This window comes from Aeromonas sp. 600282 (assembly GCF_049175755.1).
GTDB classification, from domain to species: Bacteria; Pseudomonadota; Gammaproteobacteria; order Enterobacterales; family Aeromonadaceae; genus Aeromonas; species Aeromonas veronii_A.
The window spans coordinates 193,183-208,139 of sequence record NZ_JAAKVR010000001.1; the positions used below are offsets into that span (position 1 = coordinate 193,183).

14 protein-coding genes are annotated in these 14,957 nt (G+C 58.1%); 5 read left to right on the forward strand and 9 right to left on the reverse strand.

What is annotated here, in order from left to right; genetic code table 11:
• Positions 1-10 precede the first annotated feature (10 nt).
• Entirely contained in the window at positions 11-487 is a 477-nt protein-coding gene (locus G5137_RS00885) for a hypothetical protein (protein ID WP_421254759.1), read from the forward strand.
• Here G5137_RS00885 and G5137_RS00890 read toward each other — a convergent pair.
• Together G5137_RS00890 and G5137_RS00895 are read right to left on the reverse strand one after the other, a co-directional pair.
• Positions 465-911 (reverse strand): hypothetical protein, encoded by a 447-nt coding sequence (locus G5137_RS00890; protein ID WP_421254760.1) that lies wholly within the window; start codon positions 909-911, stop codon positions 465-467. The genes G5137_RS00885 and G5137_RS00890 overlap by 23 nt on opposite strands.
• Positions 898-1,665: a hypothetical protein gene (locus G5137_RS00895; RefSeq protein WP_201910072.1), complete on the reverse strand. Its 768-nt coding sequence runs from the start codon at positions 1,663-1,665 to the stop codon at positions 898-900. Before G5137_RS00895 ends, G5137_RS00890 begins: the two co-directional genes overlap by 14 nt.
• A 158-nt stretch (positions 1,666-1,823) precedes the next feature.
• Between G5137_RS00895 and G5137_RS00900 the strand changes: the two genes are divergently transcribed.
• Complete coding sequence (locus G5137_RS00900) at positions 1,824-2,669, forward strand: DUF1194 domain-containing protein (RefSeq protein WP_421254761.1); 846 nt, start codon at positions 1,824-1,826, stop codon at positions 2,667-2,669.
• A gap of 300 nt (positions 2,670-2,969) precedes the next feature.
• Here G5137_RS00900 and G5137_RS00905 read toward each other — a convergent pair whose 3' ends face one another.
• The 3 genes from G5137_RS00905 to G5137_RS00915 form a co-directional block, all read right to left on the reverse strand.
• Positions 2,970-3,494: a hypothetical protein gene (locus G5137_RS00905; protein WP_124929588.1), complete on the reverse strand. Its 525-nt coding sequence runs from the start codon at positions 3,492-3,494 to the stop codon at positions 2,970-2,972.
• Positions 3,495-3,733: 239 nt separating this feature from the next.
• Positions 3,734-4,459 carry a hypothetical protein gene (locus G5137_RS00910; protein ID WP_421254762.1) on the reverse strand — a complete coding sequence of 242 codons (726 nt, stop codon included), beginning with the start codon at positions 4,457-4,459 and terminating at the stop codon, positions 3,734-3,736.
• 362 nt (positions 4,460-4,821) lie between these two features.
• Positions 4,822-6,237, reverse strand: a complete 1,416-nt coding sequence (locus tag G5137_RS00915; protein ID WP_021230256.1) for a GumC family protein — start codon at positions 6,235-6,237, stop codon at positions 4,822-4,824.
• A gap of 157 nt (positions 6,238-6,394) precedes the next feature.
• Between G5137_RS00915 and G5137_RS00920 the strand changes: the two genes are divergently transcribed.
• From G5137_RS00920 to G5137_RS00930, 3 genes are read left to right on the forward strand one after another with little or no spacing between them, the layout of a single operon-like run.
• Positions 6,395-7,522: a glycosyltransferase gene (locus G5137_RS00920; RefSeq protein WP_421254763.1), complete on the forward strand. Its 1,128-nt coding sequence runs from the start codon at positions 6,395-6,397 to the stop codon at positions 7,520-7,522.
• Positions 7,523-7,553: 31 nt separating this feature from the next.
• A complete protein-coding gene (locus G5137_RS00925; protein ID WP_421254764.1) occupies positions 7,554-8,747 on the forward strand; it encodes a glycosyltransferase family 2 protein in 1,194 nt (397 codons plus the stop codon).
• Positions 8,744-9,379 (forward strand): sugar transferase, encoded by a 636-nt coding sequence (locus G5137_RS00930; protein ID WP_005333398.1) that lies wholly within the window; start codon positions 8,744-8,746, stop codon positions 9,377-9,379. Before G5137_RS00925 ends, G5137_RS00930 begins: the two co-directional genes overlap by 4 nt.
• A gap of 194 nt (positions 9,380-9,573) precedes the next feature.
• Here the strand turns inward: G5137_RS00930 and G5137_RS00935 are convergent, their stop codons facing one another.
• The 4 genes from G5137_RS00935 to G5137_RS00950 all read right to left on the reverse strand — a co-directional run bounded on the left by G5137_RS00935 (position 9,574) and on the right by G5137_RS00950 (position 14,945).
• Positions 9,574-10,575: a glycosyltransferase family 4 protein gene (locus tag G5137_RS00935; protein ID WP_421254765.1), complete on the reverse strand. Its 1,002-nt coding sequence runs from the start codon at positions 10,573-10,575 to the stop codon at positions 9,574-9,576.
• 80 nt (positions 10,576-10,655) lie between these two features.
• Entirely contained in the window at positions 10,656-12,146 is a 1,491-nt protein-coding gene (locus tag G5137_RS00940; RefSeq protein ID WP_421254766.1) for a SpoIIE family protein phosphatase, read from the reverse strand.
• 23 nt (positions 12,147-12,169) lie between these two features.
• Positions 12,170-12,838: a tyrosine-protein kinase family protein gene (locus tag G5137_RS00945; RefSeq protein ID WP_076493047.1), complete on the reverse strand. Its 669-nt coding sequence runs from the start codon at positions 12,836-12,838 to the stop codon at positions 12,170-12,172.
• A 1-nt stretch (position 12,839) separates the two neighbouring features.
• Positions 12,840-14,945: an SLBB domain-containing protein gene (locus tag G5137_RS00950; protein ID WP_421254767.1), complete on the reverse strand. Its 2,106-nt coding sequence runs from the start codon at positions 14,943-14,945 to the stop codon at positions 12,840-12,842.
• Between the last annotated feature and the right edge of the window lie 12 nt (positions 14,946-14,957).

The window sequence follows — 14,957 nt, forward strand, 5'->3', positions numbered from 1 at the left end:
GTGACTGCGTATGGCCAACCAGACTCCCCGCTCCACAGCCAAAGACAGCGTCCTGCCCCGCCTGTTGCCCCTTATGCTGCCGCTGCTGATCCTCACCGGTTGCGCCCGTCAGGAGCCGGTCAATGAGACCCTGCCGATCCTCAACCAGTTGCGGGAACAACAAATGGCCGAACAGCCCCAACTGCAACTGCAGTACCAGCAAGCGGAGACACAACTGCCAGCGGATCAGGAGCAGCAGCTGCATCAGTTTTTGGGACGCAAGGATCCGGCCCGGATTGCGCTGGTAAGCGGCCCCGGGCTGCAAACCGACATGCTGGAGAGTGCGCGGATGGCAAGCGTGCGACTAACTGCCCTGACACGCTTGCTGGGAGCTCGCGCCATTGAGCTGGAGCCCCGCTATGACCCCATGCTAGCCCCCAATACCTTGCTGATCCGCATTCTGCCAAACGGTGAATCGGGGGCGGTCACCCCAGCGGCGGCGCAATAAGGCCGAGGCAAGAGGTTGGCAAAGCCACCCGATAGAGGGGATAAGGGGCCAGCCCCCACAACTTGCGCCAACCCTGGGTAAGACGGTACGAGAGCAGCGGCGGGCTCTGGTGCAGCTCGCCTAAAAACATCACCCCCTGACTCATCCCTTCACCCGCCAGCGTCACTGACATCGCCTCGCTATCCGGCGCCACCAGCATGGCCTGCAGCAGACCATCACAGCGGGGATGGGCCAGCTGATAGCTGACATAGGTGCCGCCCAATACCGGCGTAGCCACCCGCAAGCGCCAGCCCATCTGGACCAGCTCCCGCAGCATCGGCTTGGCTCCCTCGTTAACTGCCCGGTTCTGATAACGCCAGCCCATGGCGGCAGCACTGAGCAGCGCCACCAGCAACAGCAGCAGATATCCATTAGACAGACGCATCACGGCGCCCCCGGATAAAGAGGATGGTCATCACCAGCAACATGATGGCCCACTGGTAGAGCTGGGCCAGCGAGCCGGTATGCAGCCAGCCATACCAGCGCAGATCCAGGCTCATCAGCACCAACCGCAGCTGATTGGCCCCGATATAGAGCAGGCAAACCAGCAGCAACATGGGCCACTGCCGGTAGAGGGGGCGATCCGGCGCCAGCCAGCAGCAGGAGACCAGCCAGGAGAGCACCACCAGATAGAGTTGAGAAAACGAGGAGCACCCCTTGAGCACGATCAGCGCATGGCCTCCCAGCCGCTCGATGCGATTGCCATCAAGGCGAGTCTCCCAGCCCAGCAGCTGCAACCACTGGCCCACCCCCCAGGCGTCGAGCGCCAGCACAGGGCCGGATAGCAGGGCAAACACCTGCTGCCCCCACAACACCGCCACGGTAAAGGCGAGCACAATCTGCAACACCGCCCGCTCATCGCCACTCTGATGACGGCGCCATAGCGAGGCCACCAGCAGCAGACAGGCCAGCGCCTTGCAACTGGCGCTGGGGATCAAGATCAGCAGGATAAAGAGGGCGAGCGCCAGTGGATGCGGTCGCCAGCTCGGTGCAACCCGCGATGCAATTTGCCACCAGATAGCAATCAGCAACACCACCAGCAGGTTGAAGTGGCCCATATTGAGCCACACCATGCCCCACTGATTGGCCAAACCAAGTAGCAGCCAGTTGGGTGCCCACTGCCAGGGACGGATCTCCATCGCAACTCCTGCCGGTTATCAGCGCTTTTGACCGCTGTCGCAAGTTCCATGCCTGCCCGACCTCACCCGGATCAAGCCAAGTCAGAGGATTCGCCAAAGCTGGCACGCTTTATTCATTCCACCCTGCTGGCACTAGCGCCAGGGAGAAGGAGTGAGCAATGAAACTCAAACCGTTGGCAGGGCTGCTGGGGATGTTGTTGGTAACCTCCCCCGCATACGCCTTGACCGAAGTCGATACCGAACTGCAACTGCTGATGGATGTGTCGGGCAGTGTCAGTTCATCGGAATTCAATCTGCAATTACAGGGCTATGTGGACGCCTTTTACAGTCAGGATGTACAAAGCGCCATCCTCGATACCAGCGGCGGCAAGCTGGGGTCAATTGCGGTACAGATGATCATGTGGAGCGGCTCGACCCAGCAGAGCGTGATGACCGACTGGTTCCACCTCTACGACATGACCTCCATCAACAACTTCGCCGCCACCCTGGATGCCCTGGTCCGCCCCTATGCGGGGATGACGGCCCCCGGTTCGGCGATGGCCTTTGGTGCCCAGCAGTTTGATACCAACAACTTCACCGCCGCCCGCCAGGTGATGGATGTGTCGGGTGACGGGATCCAGAACAACGGGCTGGATACCTCTACCGTGCGGGATCAACTGCTCGCCTCCGGCATCGATACCATCAACGGCATCACCATAGGTCAGGACTATGCCGATGGGGTGCTGCAAGAGTGGTATGTGGAGAACGTGGCGGGAGGTCAGGATGCATTTGTCATCAATGCCACCACCTTCGCCGACTTTGGCAATGCGCTGGAGCTCAAACTGGCGGCCGAAATTGAGGGGGGTATTATTCCGGAAGGGGCACTGGCCGCCCCCATAGAGGAGATCCCGCTGGCCGCCCAGCTGCTGCTCGGTATGCCGCTACTGCTGGCCTGGCGCTATCAACGCCGTAATCAGGGACGCCTGCAGCAAGCTAACTGGCAACAAACGCCAGCTATCGGCTAGCTAATCATCCCGTGTGTCGCGATTAGGGAGCTATGGCTCCCTGATTTTTTGCCGTAAACATGGCTTTCGGCAGGGGCTGCACAACTTCTGGTTTGAATGCCAGATGAAAATAAAGCTTCACTCTACCAATGCTTTTTCCACCCGACTTTGCTGATCAGCATTATTTTTGTGATCTGGTTGCGTTCTACATCTGGTTAAGATACCTGCTACGAGTTACAACAAAACCCCAACACAACTATCGGAGTTCAATGAGGTTAGAACAGCCATACATTGACAACCGTTTTTAGATCCTAAAGTAGCTTATCTATTCCCTTTGTATTTCACTTCGTCGGAATAAATTCCAATATCTTTGCGAACTGCACTTAGGAATATAAGCATCTCAACGCGAAAAACATGGAAATCAAAAGCATCCGCCTCGATGGAGTCATAAACATAATCTATAAGCTTCATAAACATATCGAACACATCAGAGGATGAAAACAATGCTAGTTGTGCTGTCATGTGAAGCCTCTGTTTATCGAAGCTTTTAATGTATTCAGGAGTTATTTTTTCCTGATGAGTTATGTTTGCAATCAAGTCCAATAATGGTGCAGAGACTGACTTATAAAGTTCTAGCTTTTGATAATAATTAATCTGTTTGTTTACAGTTAACTCACTGAGTTTGTTTTTATACTCTTCGATCTCCAAAGCCATTCTAGACTGTTCTTGTTGTAAAATTCGTTGTGCCCAAACTTTACCAAGAAAACTGGATGCGCCTAGAACAATAGCAGCTCCTCCGCCTAATGAAATCAATATCGCTTGAGCTAAATAATATGCTTCTTCCATCACTTCCTCTGCTAAATTAGAGCCGTAGATTCGATTAGCGAAGCGCTATCGAACGTTCGTGGCCTTCCTAAGATATGCATCTTCAACAAGCCAACACTTTTCCATCTTGGTACTCCTACACCATCCCGAAGCTAACCTCGAAAAAACAGCCAAGGTCAGCGGTCTGAACGTATGCCACATTAGCCGGAAGTATCAACGCAAGCGTCCGATTACACCTACCGGCTAATCGAACCTACGAGCTAAAAACCTAATCCTAACCTTTTCCAACATTTTTCCCACTGTTCACATGCACTTATATATATGAGAAGTTCTTTTTGTTCATAACTAAACATGTCTTGATTTGGATTAACAACTTCTCGGAGCGCTTTTTGCGCTAAAAAATTTATAAACATCGCATTCTTTTGAAAGCCACGCCAAGTCGTTGTAGCTACCCATTTATGCTCATTTAACGGACATTCTATATCAAGATGCTCAACTGATTGCTCAATAAGATGGAGGTAGTTTTTATAAACAAACTCAGCACCATGTAATAAACGACCAGCATCAATTATGTCATTTATAATGGTCAGCGTATCAATATCACTTAGCTTTCTAGATAATTCAAATTTTGTGAGGTTTGCCAAGGAAATATTACAATAGCGTTCCAAGGGAACGATACTTGAACATGAATGAATATATATTTTTTCAAATGTTTCCTTTGTACGATTGAGATGGTCATCCAAAGCTTTTTGCTTTTGTTGCTTATTAATTACATCGCGTTGTTGCGATATTTGCTCACGAATACCAATATAAGCCAGAAATGCAAATAAAGGACCCAGAGTTCCACTTGCATATGAACCAAAACTGCCCCAATCACCTTGTTTGTTAGAAAACATTGGGATGTCATAGATCACAAATTGTACAAAATATAATGTGAGCACCAGAAATGTTACGCAGGCACAGGCATACCACATTTTTTTCATCATATCTCTCATGACCTTATATATATTACAATGGCATTTAAAAGTTATTAACTTAAAGTCAGGGTTATCATTTATAATCACCTTCTATATAAGCCCCCAGCCATACAAAATGAAATATATTTAAAGTCAATCAACTAACAATCTAAATTCGTTTTTTGAGAAATCATCACACCTCTTGTCTGACTCCAATCTTATCACTGTATAAAACCACAGTAAATAGAAGCACTGGCCTCCTCTACTTTCTCAATCAAAATAATGTGAATAACTGAAAGTCATTTCAGCCATCTGCACGATATAAAAAAGGCCTTATCACAAGGCCTTTTCAGAAATATCCAGATTCCGGCTGGTAGCCAGTTTTACGGCTATCAACCCGGCTCCGGTGACAAGGGCAACACCTGCCCATCCAGCGCATGATCACTATTGGATGGATAGTCCGGCACCGGCTCGCAGTAGGGAATGCGGCTTAGCACCGGCGCCTTGACCAGGGCGGCCAGTTGATCGGAGCGGCGCAGGCTGGCATCCGCCAGTTCGGCCACCAGCGCCAGACCGCAGCCGAGCCCCAACCCGCCAACAATGCCCGCCAGCAGAAACAGCCAGAGCGGGTAGTTGCTCGGTTTGCTGGGGGCAAAGGGTTTGTCGATCACCTTGATCCGCTCTCCCTGCTCGAAATTGCCCAGATCGCCGGTTACCTTGGCTTTCTCATAGCGCAGCAGCAAATCCTGATAGAGAGTGCGTTTGACCGCCAGATCCCGCTCCAGCTCGGCGAGCTGGCGCTCGGTATCTCCCTGGGAGTCGACCACCTTGTCCAGCCCATCGAGCTGGCTCTTCAGGCCGGCGGCGTTTTGCTCCGCCTCCGTCAGCTGCGTCTGGGCCAGCTGCCACTCGGGTCCGCGGGCCATATCCGGCTGGGATTTGAGCTGCTCGAACTCCTGCTGCAACTGGTCAATCTGATAGCGCAGACTCTGCACCTTGCTGTGCTCGTCGCTGTAGCGGGCCCGCAGCAACACCAGCTCGGTGCGCATCAGTTGCAGCTTCTCATCCAGTTGGCGAGCCAGCTGGCTCTCCTGCCCCAGCGATAGCTGATCGACCCGAGCCTTGGCCTGCTGCAGGGTGATCAGGCTCTCGGCATAGCGCTCCTGCAAACCATAGAGACGGGCGACGTTGGTACTCTGCTGCTGAGGCAAGGCGCTGGCATGCTCCCGTTTAAAATCGGCGAGCAGCTGCTCGGCCGCTTGCAGTTCGCTGCGGCGGCTGTCGAGCTGGCTTTGCAGGAAACGTTCGGATGATTCCGCCGACTGGCGCCCCTTGCTGAGCAGGTTGAAGAAAAAGCGCCGTGAAATGGCTTCGAGCAAACCGGCGCTGTTGGCCGCCGAATCCGCTTTTACCTTTATCTCGATCACCTCATCGCCGATCAGGCGCAAAGATACGGCACTCGAGAGCCAGTCCATAATGGCATCGCGCTGGGCTGGCGGGGTCTCGTCATTGACCAGACCGCGATCCCGCGCCACGCCATCCAGCACATAACGGCTGCGCAGCAGGGCTTCGAGCACCGCAAAGCGATCCTTGAGACTCTCCTGAGTAATCAGATCCTTGAGGGTCGGGGTCTGGTTGGCATCTTGCGGCACCATAAAGGTGGTGCGGCTCTCATACTCCTTGGGGGTGAGCAGGCCGACCGTCACGCCCACCAGCGGCATCACCAGTACCGGGATCACCAGCAGATAACGACGGCGCCAGGCGGCAAAGAGAATGATGTAGAGGTTGTAATAGAACTGGACAGGCATGGCATCACTCCCTGAGAAAAGCCCTCCCCCCGCACGATGCAAGGGCAGTGCCACCAGAGGAGCTGATCGCCTCTGTGGGCAGACCGCAAGAGTGGTACAAGATTCGCATTCTCCCGCTATCCGGGGTGTTACCCCTTCCCTTGCCGGAGCGCGAACCATGTTGTCATCAACCCCGTCGCACAGACCCCATCCCCGCAGGAACTCCAGCGCCCAGCCTGTCGTACAGGTCGTGCAGCACCTGCAGCCCGGCGGGCTGGAGACCATGGTGCTCAACCTCACTCAGGCGAGCCCTGCCGAGCAACCGGTGCATATCATCTCCCTCGAAGGGCGCAAAGGGGATGTACTAAGTGCATGGCCCGCCCTGCATCCCTTCGCAGGCAATATTCACTGCCTGGAAAAGCCCGCGGGCTGGTCGCTGGCAACCCTCTGGCGGCTCACCCGGCTGCTGCGCCAACTCAAGCCCGTCGCGGTACATACCCACCATCTGGGGCCCATGCTCTATGGCGGTCTGGCCAGTCGGCTGGCCCGGGTGCCCACCCTGGTACACACAGAGCACGATGCCTGGTATCTCGATGATCCCCATCAACGCACGCTGGCCCTGTGGGGGCTGCGCGCCTTCAAACCCATTCTGGTGGCCGATGCCACGCCGGTGGCCAACCAGCTGCTGGCCAAGCTGGGCCAGCTGTCGCCAACCGTGATCCCCAACGGCATCGATGAGCAGCGTTTTGCCCCGGGCGCCGCCGCCCTCGCCCGTCAGGAGATGGGATTGCCGCAAGGGGTCAAGTTGATTGGCTGCGCCGCCCGCCTTGAGTCGGTCAAGGGACATACCTTGCTGCTGGAGGCGATCCGCACCCTGCCGGAGGAGGTGCATCTTGCGTTGGCTGGGATCGGCAGTTTGCAAAATGCGTTGCAACAACAGTGTCAGCAGCTCGGGGTCGCCCATCGGGTCCATTTTCTGGGGCTGGTCGAAAACATGCCGCGCTTCTATCAGGGGCTGGATCTCTTCTGCCTCCCCTCGCTGGCGGAGGGGATGCCGCTTTGCGTGCTGGAAGCACAGGCGTGCGGGGTACCGGTGGTGATGAGCGACGTGGGGGCGGCCAGAGAGATCGTCTGTCAGGCCAGCGGCCATATCCTGTCGGAGCGGGATCCCGGCCGCCTTGCCCAGCTTCTGGCACAAGGGTTGCTGCAGTGCCATAGCCTGCGTGCCGTCACCCGAGAGTTTGTGTGCCAGCAAAGCAGCTTGAGCCGGATGGCTCAGGCCTATCAGCAGCTTTACAGCCGCTGATCAAGCGACCCGATGACCAGAGGAGCATCCCATGGAATGGATCATGATCGTGTTCTGGCTGTGCGCTGTACTGGTGGTCTACCACCATGTCGGCTATCCCCTGCTGCTCAAATTCGGTGGTCGGCAGGCGAGCAAGGTAGCCAATCCACCGCGCCCACTGGATCGGGGATTCAAAGCAGAGGCCGCCGATGAGGCGCTGCCGACCATCACCCTGCTGATGCCGGTTTATAACGAGGCGGCGACCATCGCGGCCAAGCTGCAAAACCTCGCCAGCCTCGATTACCCCGCCGACAAGCTGTGGGTACATGTGCATTTCGACGGCTGCAGCGACAACAGTTACCCCATTGCGCTAAGCCAGCTCGGAGATCCCGCCCTGCAGCAGTTGCAGATCCGGCTGTTTGATCACCCCCGCAATCGCGGCAAGGTCGCCGTGCTCAACGAGGCCATGACCCGGGTGCACAGCGATCTGGTAGCCCTCACCGATGTCTCGGCCCTGCTGCCCATCGATAGCCTGCTGCTGGCGGTCGCCCATTTTTCCGATCCCAAGGTAGGGGTGGTCGGGGAAGCATACCGCTTCTGGCAACCGGGCTCTCAGGGCGAGGAGAGTTACTGGCACTATCAAAGCCAGATCAAGCTCTGCGAGTCGGCCCTTGGCGGCATGCTGGGGGCTCACGGGGCCTTTTACATGATGCGCCGGGAGTGCCTCACCCCGCTGGCTGCCGATACCATCAACGACGATTTCATCTTGCCGATGCAGGCCATCGCCAAGGGGTATCGAGCTGTCTATGACAATCGCTGCGCCGCACTGGAGCTGGAAATTTCGGATGCCGCGCTGGAGGCGACACGGCGCAAGCGGATCGGGGCCGGCAACACCCAGCAGCTGCTGCGGTTGCTGCCCCTGCTGCACCCCAAGTTCGGCTGGGTTGCCTTCAACTTTGCCAGTGGCAAGGGGCTGCGGGTGTTGATGCCGCTCTGCCTGACCCTGCTGTGGCTCTGCGCCATCCCGCTGGCCACCCAATCCCTGCTGTTTCAGTTGCTGCTGGGGCTGCAACTGCTGGGGTATCTGCTGGTCATCCTGATCCAGCTGACCCCTGTGCACCCCTGGCCCAATCTGTTTCGCAAGATCCACTATCTGGTACTCGGACACTGGTACAACGGCATGGGCACCCTGCGCTACTGCCTGCGCGCCCCCATACGTTTCATGTCACAGGAGAAAGCCGTATGACACACCCCATTCCAAGATTGACCCTGGTGGTCAAACGCAGCATGGATCTGCTCGGCGCCACTCTTGGCCTGCTGCTGACGCTGCCACTGTGGCCGCTGATCATGCTGGCCATCCGGCTCGATAGCCCGGGGCCTGTGTTCTTTCGTCAGCTGCGGATCGGGCGCAGCCACGCCACCCATACCGAGCTCTTTTTCATGATCAAGTTTCGCACCATGCGCGCCGACGCCGAGGCGGCTACCGGGCCGGTCTGGTGTGGCAAGGGGGACAGCCGGATCACCCGCAGCGGCGACTTTCTGCGCAAAACCCGGCTCGATGAGCTGCCGCAGTTTATCAATGTGCTCAAAGGGGAGATGTCGCTGATCGGCCCCCGCCCGGAGCGACCCGGGATCGCCAACCGGCTGGAAGATGCGGTGCCGTACTTTATCGAACGCACCTATGAAGTGGCCCCCGGCATTACCGGTCTGGCGCAGGTCAATCAGGGTTACGACGAGTCGCTCGATGATGTGCGCAGCAAGTTGGCGTTCGACCTGGCCTACTCGGTCGCACTGCTCCACCCCTGGCGCTGGCTGGTGCAGGATGTGCATATCATCGGCAAGACGATCGCCATCATGGTTGGCAAGAAGGGGCGCTAATCCCGCCGCACCAACCTCAATCACATCTCAACGCCCATCAGGCCATTGTCACTGCAATGGCCTTTTTTTATGGCGCATCTTTGTGGCACATCAATTGTGATCACAGAAGCAATCCGCCCCCTGCTCCCCCTAACACCGGCACATAAAAAAGCGAGTGGCCAGCGGCCACTCGTTTTGACAGGTTTCTCCGTGATTCAGGCGCCGTAGACAGCCAGAATATCGGTCACTCTGTTGTTGACGCTGTACCCGCGGGCTATGGTGTTGCGGGCCGCCTGACTCATTTTGCTGCGCACCACCCCATCGCTGCGCAGCCAGTAGTTGACCAGCTCCGCCATATCCCTCACATGGCTGGGCTCCACCAGCCAGCCATTGGATTTATGGTCGATCAGATTGACCAGGCCCCCCACCGCAAAGGTACAAACCGGTATACCGTGAGCCATCGCCTCCAGGGCCACCAGCGGCAACCCTTCAAAGCGGGAGGTGATGCAGAGCAGGTCGATGTTGTGCCACTCATTGGCCATGTTCTGGAAACCATGAAGCTGGACGCGATCACCATACTGCTGCAACAAGGCACTTTTCATGGGGCCATCCCCGTAGAGATGAAACGCCCCCTCCGGGCAGAAGGCGGCCAGCTGGCAGAATGCCTCCGGCCCCTTTTCCGGCGAGAGGCGGCCGACAAAGGCAATCCGGTTGCCAGTTACCGTAGCCGGCGTCGCAGGCATGGGGACAAAGTTGCTGATCACCGTGCTTGGCACAGGCAATTTGCGAGCGATGGGCTCGCTTACTGCAATACACTTCGCAAAACGCGCTGTGGTGCGATCCAGCCAGCTGTAAAACTTCAGCAATCCCTCCCCGTCATCCCCGCTGTGAAAAGTCGAGACCACCGATTTACCGGTGAACCAGGCTGTCAGCCGCCCCAGCACCCCGGCCTTGTAGCCGTGGGTGTGGATCAGCACAGAGGCAGGCTGATGGGCCAGACGGCGCATAAAATCGCGGCTGTTTTGGCACACCTCGTAGGGCAAGCCCTGTTGTTTGAGCAGGGTCGTAAAGGGGGTCATGCCGTGGTTGCTCACCAGCACTATGGTGGGGCGAAATCCCCTGGCCAGCAGATCGTTGGCCAAGTGGATAATGTGAACTTCTATTCCACCGACCTGACGCGCATCGATGGCCAGCCAGATCTGCTGCATGGGTAACATAGGCACCTCCTCCCGTGGCTCCATGCCACCAGAAATGAGGCGCTGCATAGAGCGGGCCAGTCAGGCAAAGAGGGGCTGGATCAAGCGCCGGGACAGGCGACCAGCAGGAGGGTCATGTCATCGAGGGCGGCATCATTGATGCGCTCATCAAACCAGCGGGCAATGCGATGAGCCAGTTGCTCAAGACCGGGCCCCGAGGTCAGGCAGATCTCTTTTAGCTGCGACTCCCAGCGCTGGCGCTCTGCGGCATCACGGCTATCGAGCAGACCGTCGGTCCAGAACAGCAGGATCTCGCCGGGCTTGAGCTGACGCTCATTGGTCACGAAGTGGGGATCCGGGCGCAAACCGGGCAAGGGGCCGGTCACGCCGACCTGACGGATGGTACCGGGCCCGACCAGCCAGGGCGCAGGGTGGCCCGCGCTGGCCCACTGCACCCGCCCCTCGTTGCCGAGCTCAATGCAGAGGGTGGTGAGCAGGGTAGCCCCGAGGAGCGGATCACTGTGAACCGCATTGGACAAGATGGTCAGCAAACGGGCGGGGGCGCGCTCCAGATCGTGTGCCGTCAGCAAACCGCGCAGATAACCGGCATAGGCATGGGCAAAAAACTTGGCTTCTGCATCGTGGCCCATCACATCCCCGAGCCACAGCACCCGACCCTTGACCAGCAGAAAGTCCCCGCCCCCCACGGTGGCCGCACGGGTTTGCAACGCCAGCTGGTATCCCCCTATGGAGGTGGCGGGCAATAACGGGCGCAGCGCCGAGGTCATGCGCTGATCCAGCTGCTCGCCCCATTGCGACTTGAGCTGCTGCGAGCGTTGCAGCACCCGCGAAACCGCCAGCAACAGGTCCTGCTTGGTGATGGGTTTGACCAGAAAGTCATCGATCCCCAGCGCCCCCGCCCGACTCTGGGTCCACTGATCCTGATGACCGGTCAGGAAGATAAAGGGCACCCCCTTCATCTTGGGATCCTTCATCAACTGCTGGCGCAGCCCAAAGCCATCGATCCCCTCCATCTCGATATCGGAGAGCACCAGCGCGGGGGGCTGCTTTCCGAGCGCCAGCAGGGCGGCATGGGAGTCGGCATAACTTTCAACCCGGTAGTGCTCATGGAGATAGGCGGTGAGCAGGGCACGCATCACCTTGTCATCGTCGATCACCGCGATCACCGGCAGTTGGTTGACCGGGCCCTGCTGGCGAAGGGTCACGCGATTGCGATCACCGTCGCGAGAGAAGTGCACCTCGGCAAACAGCTGGTGCACCAGCGCCAGCCCGTATCCCCCCTCCTGCAGTTCATCGGGTAACGGCGCACTGGCAAGACCGGGTTGCGGGCCGCCATCATCCTCCAGTATCAAACTCAAGCCCGTTTCATCCTCTTTCAGAGTGAGCCAGAGCCGGGTCGCGGGAGGAGCTGTGTGCTTGACGCTATTGGTGGCCAGCTCACTGAAACAGAGCAGCCAGTTGGCTTGATCCTTTGGGGAGACCTGAAACAGGGAGAGTCCCTGTGCCAGCCGGTTGCGCAGTTCGCGCACCGCCTGCAGGGTTGCCGGAGCAGATCGCAACCAGTCATCCATATCGGGCCTCCATCAGCGAGCGATCAGATCCGGAAATTGAGCAAGGCGCTGCGCCGACACCAGCGCTTGAGCCATTCGGTCACCCGGTTACTGGGCAGCCGGTTGAGTTCGCGCAGGATCTCGCTGGCCAGCCCCGGGTTGAGTTTGTCGTTATAGACAGCGCCAACCAGATTGGCCTCGGCACGGGTCAGTTTATCCACCGCACTTTGTACCACGGTCGTCGGGGTCACCCCGGCCAATACCACCAGCAGCGCCCCTTCACAGGCCCCACACACCTGATCGGCCGGAATATTGCCCCGATTGAGGGCGGTGAGCGGCGAGGTATCGAAGATCACCACATCGTAATGCTCCAGCCAGCGAACCAGCAGCTGACGCAAGGTATCCTTGTTGCGAAAGGCCATCAGATCCTTGCCCGGCGCCGGGAGCAAGGACAAGGAGCGGCCAGTGGCCACAGGCTCGGGCACATCATTGGGACCCCAGGCAACCGCCGTGGCGCGGCCGGGGTGATAGAGATTGAGATCCACCAGCAGGGTGCGCAGCCCATCCGCCTCCGAGCGCCTTGCCAGCGCATCGCAGATGGAGCTCACCCCCTCTCCCCCTTCTGACGAGGTGACCGCCAGCGAGCGGATCCCCCGGGCGACCGTCGCCGCGTAGAGGGATTCGAGCTCCAGATATTGAATGGGGATGCTCATATCAAAGCGTCCCGACCAGGGCCACCACCGAGATCGTGGTCAGGATGTCGCGCATGCCATCCATGAAGATGGCCCAGTTGCTGCTTTTGCTATCAGGGATAAAGACGGTGTCCCCTGCACGCAGCACCGGCAACTGGCTAAAGTCGGGATCTTTGGCAAAGCCGTCGAGATCGAAGCTGCGGGCCTGATCCCCCTTACCACTGGTAGCCATGTTGATCACCACAATCTTCTTGATATAGGCGCTGCTGGTCGGGCCCCCCGCCTCTGCCAGCAGATCCAGCAGGGTCATGGAGGAGTCAAAGCGGTAGCGACCGGGACGGGCAATCGCCCCCAACACCCGAATGGTGTTCTCCTTGGGCTCGTCGAGCCAAGGGCGATTCTTCTCCGGCAGGTAGATGGAGTCGCCGGGCAGCACCTTGGGCAGCAAGGTTTCATCGCCGGTTTCAAAGTAGAGAGCAAGGTCGAGCTTGCTGACCCGCGCCGTGCTGCCACTGCGATGGGCGATGCGCACATTGCGCAGATCCGCCGCCGCAGTCGGACCATCGGCGGCCGACAGGATGTCGATAAAGCCCATCTGCTCATTGAAGGCATAGCGACCGGGGGCTCCGACCTGACCGAAGATATAGATGGAACTGTCCGGTGACTGGCGCACCCACTGGGACTTGTTGTCACTGGGATCGGTGGGCAGCTCGGGGATCATGATGGTGAATCCGGCCCGGATCTTCGGCAGGCTGGCCAGCGCCCCCCCCTGATGGAGAAACTTGTCCAGATCAAACAGGGTTGGCGTGGCCTGCCCCCCTTCGGCGGTCAGGATCTGCACCTTGGCGATATCGGCCCGCTCGTTGGGGCCACCAGCGTGGGCGATCAGATCCAGCAGCGACATCTCGTCAGACCATTCATAGCGGCCCGGGATCCGCACCGCCCCCATCACCATCACCGCCCGTCCGGGCGCCACTTTTAACCAGGATTTCTCGTTAATGTCGGTCTTCTCCGGCACAAAGATGGCATCACCGGGTTTGACTTGGGGCAGCGCCTTTTGCATCCCTTCGGTATAGGCCTGCAAGTCGATGGGTTCGATCGTGCCATCGGTGCGCAGCAAACGGATCTGGCGACTCTCGGCATAGCGGGTCGGGCCGCCGGCATTGGCCAGAATATCGAGGAAGGAGTCCCCTTCCCGCCCCTCATAGGCGCCGGGTTTGAACACCTCACCCATGATGTAGATGGTGCGCGCTCCCCGTTTTATCTGCTCTTCATCCTTGGGTACGAAGATGGTGGCGCCCGGCGCCAGATTGGGCAGCAGCTTGTTGTTGCCGGAGTCGAGATAGGCTTTGAGATCGAACAGTTCGGGGGCATCACCATTGATCACCCGGATCCGCTCCACCCCGGCAAAGCGGGTCACCCCACCGGCTCGCATCAGCAGATCCACGATGGAGTTGCCGCTCTTGAAACTGAAGGCGCCGGGGCTGTTGACCTCGCCAAATACCTTGATCGCCTTGCCGGTATCGCCATCCCCGCCTGCCGCCAGGGTTGCCGCATCAAAATCTATTTGCACGTTGCCGATCAGCGGAGAGGCGGGTACGAACACCACATCAAGGGATTGCAATGGCGGCAACACGCTGGCATCGCCGGTATCGAGATAACGCTTGTAGTCGAAGCTAGATACCGTGCTGCCGCGCCGCACCTGCATGTTGTTGAGCTGGGCACCGGGCACCAGACCGCCAGCGGCATCGAGGGCCATCTGCACGTTGCCATCGGGCGCCAGATCATAACTGCCGGGTTTTTTGACATAGCCCATCACGCTGATCAGCAGCCGCTTCTCCAGCAAGGTGACGGTCAATTGAGAGAGGTTGTTGTAAACAGGTTTGAGGGCGGTGCGGATCAGCTCATCCGCCTGTTGCAGGGTCTTCCCCCCCACCACTAGGTTGCCGACTTCAGGCAGTGCAATCTCCCCCTGCTTGTTGATCTGGAAAGGCTGATCAAAAGCAGGCTCACCGGGTTGCACTATGGCCAACCGATCACCGGGAGCCAACAAGGTGGAGGCCAGTAACGGGCAGGTGAACAACAGCAAGAGAACATAGATCAATCCTTCGAGAGCGCCCCGTTTCATAGACATCCTTTT

What these genes read in the sequence shown, in the direction of transcription:
- G5137_RS00885 (WP_421254759.1), top strand. Translation starts at nt 11, where the DNA reads ATGGCCAACCAGACTCCCCGCTCCACAGCCAAAGACAGCGTCCTGCCC.
- G5137_RS00890 (WP_421254760.1), bottom strand. Translation starts at nt 911, where the DNA reads ATGCGTCTGTCTAATGGATATCTGCTGCTGTTGCTGGTGGCGCTGCTC.
- G5137_RS00895 (WP_201910072.1), bottom strand. Translation starts at nt 1,665, where the DNA reads ATGGAGATCCGTCCCTGGCAGTGGGCACCCAACTGGCTGCTACTTGGT.
- G5137_RS00900 (WP_421254761.1), top strand. Translation starts at nt 1,824, where the DNA reads ATGAAACTCAAACCGTTGGCAGGGCTGCTGGGGATGTTGTTGGTAACC.
- G5137_RS00905 (WP_124929588.1), bottom strand. Translation starts at nt 3,494, where the DNA reads ATGGAAGAAGCATATTATTTAGCTCAAGCGATATTGATTTCATTAGGC.
- G5137_RS00910 (WP_421254762.1), bottom strand. Translation starts at nt 4,459, where the DNA reads ATGATGAAAAAAATGTGGTATGCCTGTGCCTGCGTAACATTTCTGGTG.
- G5137_RS00915 (WP_021230256.1), bottom strand. Translation starts at nt 6,237, where the DNA reads ATGCCTGTCCAGTTCTATTACAACCTCTACATCATTCTCTTTGCCGCC.
- G5137_RS00920 (WP_421254763.1), top strand. Translation starts at nt 6,395, where the DNA reads ATGTTGTCATCAACCCCGTCGCACAGACCCCATCCCCGCAGGAACTCC.
- G5137_RS00925 (WP_421254764.1), top strand. Translation starts at nt 7,554, where the DNA reads ATGGAATGGATCATGATCGTGTTCTGGCTGTGCGCTGTACTGGTGGTC.
- G5137_RS00930 (WP_005333398.1), top strand. Translation starts at nt 8,744, where the DNA reads ATGACACACCCCATTCCAAGATTGACCCTGGTGGTCAAACGCAGCATG.
- G5137_RS00935 (WP_421254765.1), bottom strand. Translation starts at nt 10,575, where the DNA reads ATGTTACCCATGCAGCAGATCTGGCTGGCCATCGATGCGCGTCAGGTC.
- G5137_RS00940 (WP_421254766.1), bottom strand. Translation starts at nt 12,146, where the DNA reads ATGGATGACTGGTTGCGATCTGCTCCGGCAACCCTGCAGGCGGTGCGC.
- G5137_RS00945 (WP_076493047.1), bottom strand. Translation starts at nt 12,838, where the DNA reads ATGAGCATCCCCATTCAATATCTGGAGCTCGAATCCCTCTACGCGGCG.
- G5137_RS00950 (WP_421254767.1), bottom strand. Translation starts at nt 14,945, where the DNA reads ATGAAACGGGGCGCTCTCGAAGGATTGATCTATGTTCTCTTGCTGTTG.